Source organism: Hymenobacter terrenus, assembly GCF_000972495.1.
Classification (GTDB): Bacteria; Bacteroidota; Bacteroidia; order Cytophagales; family Hymenobacteraceae; genus Hymenobacter; species Hymenobacter terrenus.
This window is the reverse complement of sequence record NZ_LATM01000097.1, coordinates 1-2,049: the sequence shown is the minus strand read 5'-3', so window position 1 is coordinate 2,049 and position 2,049 is coordinate 1. Positions and strand designations below refer to the sequence as shown.

At 54.5% G+C, this 2,049-nt stretch carries 1 rRNA gene; it reads right to left on the bottom strand.

What is annotated here, in order from left to right:
* Positions 1–2,049: ribosomal RNA gene (locus tag WX88_RS26605) — 23S ribosomal RNA — on the bottom strand; the annotation flags it as partial.

The window sequence follows — 2,049 nt, the reverse complement described above, 5'->3', positions numbered from 1 at the left end:
CGAGGTGCCAAACCTCCCCGTCGATATGAGCTCTTGGGGGAGATCAGCCTGTTATCCCCGGCGTACCTTTTATCCTTTGAGCGATGGCCCTTCCATGCGGAACCACCGGATCACTATATCCGTCTTTCGACCCTGCTCGGCTAGTCGGCCTCACAGTCAAGCCCGCTTCTACTATTGCGCTCTACGTCCGGTTACCAAGCGGACTGAGCGGACCTTTGAAAGCCTCCGATACGCTTTTGGAGGCGACCACCCCAGTCAAACTACCCAGCAGCCACTGTCTCCACGTTGTGGATTAGGCATCAGGCACGGCAAGGGCGGTATTTCAACGTCGGCTCCCCGAGAACTAGCGTCCCCGGCTCAGCGCCTCCCGCCTATGCTACACATGCCGAACCCAACACCAATGGCAACCTATAGTAAAGGTGCACGGGGTCTTTCCGTCCCGTGGCGGGTACTCGGCATCTTCACCGAGACTACAATTTCACCGAGCTCACGGCTGAGACAGCGCCCAGATCGTTACACCATTCGTGCAGGTCGGAACTTACCCGACAAGGAATTTCGCTACCTTAGGACCGTTATAGTTACGGCCGCCGTTTACCGGGGCTTCGATTCAAACCTTCGCCTTGCGACTAAGTTCCCCTCTTAACCTTCCGGCACCGGGCAGGTGTCAGGCCTTATACGTCCGCTTGCGCGTTAGCAAAGCCATGTGTTTTTGTTAAACAGTCGCCTGGGCCTTTTCACTGCGGCTTCTGGTATTGCTACCAGGAAGCGACCCTTCTCCCGAAGTTACAGGTCCATTTTGCCGAGTTCCTTGGCCGTGATTCACTCGAGCGCCTCAGGATCCTCTCCTTGACTACCTGTGTCGGTTTGCGGTACGGGCAATGAATAGGTTAAAACGCTTAGCAGGTTTTCTTGGCAGTCGGATTAGGCACACTATCCGCGTGTCCCGAAGGACGTACGGTACTATCAGCTTTCGACTAAGTGGGCGTACTTAACTACCCTCCCAATATCTACGGCCTTCAACGGGCACTTCCGTCCGCCCGCGGTGCTTTCACTTCTGCGTCACTGCATCACTTCCATTCATTGGTACAGGAATATTAACCTGCTCTCCATCGAGTTCACCCTTCGGCTACCCCTTAGGTCCCGACTAACCCAGCTCCGATTAGCGTTGAGCTGGAAACCTTAGTCTATCGGCGTGGGGGTTTCGCACCCCCATTATCGTTACTCATGCCTACATATGCGTTTCTCCACGCTCCAGCACGCCTGACGACGCACCTTCACCGCAAGGAGAATGCTCCCCTACCACGCTACATAGTAGCATCCAAAGCTTCGGTACTAGATTTGATGCCCGCGTATTATCGATGCCCGGTCGCTCGACCAGTGAGCTGTTACGCACTCTTTAAAGGAATGGCTGCTTCCAAGCCAACCTCCTGGCTGTCAAAGCAACTGGACCTCCTTTGTTCAACTTAATCTAGATTTAGGGACCTTAGCTGTTGGTCTGGGTTCTTTCCCTCTCGGCCGGGGACCTTAGCACCCCAGGCCTCACTGCCGCGTATAGCCACTGGCATTCGGAGTTCATCAGGATTCGGTAGGCTCTGACACCCCCTAGTCCTATTGGTAGCTCTACCTCCAGTGACCTTCACCGCGACGCTGTACCTCAATACATTTCGGGGAGTACGAGCTATTTCTCAGTTTGATTGGCCTTTCACCCCTACCCACAACTCATCCAAATCCTTTTCAACGGAAACTGGTTCGGTCCTCCAGTGCGTGTTACCGCACCTTCAACCTGGTCATGGGTAGCTCACCAAGTTTCGCGTCTACCCCCCCCGACTGCACGCCCTGTTCAGACTCGCTTTCGCTGCGGCTCCGTGGCTTCAACCACTTAACCTTGCCGGGGAGGAGTAACTCGTAGGCTCATTATGCAAAAGGCACGCTATCACCCCACAAAAGGGCTCTAACTGCTTGTAAGCACACGGTTTCAGGTTCTTTTCACTCCGGTATTCCCGGTTCTTTTCACCTTTCCCTCACGGTACTAGTTCACTATCGGTGTCT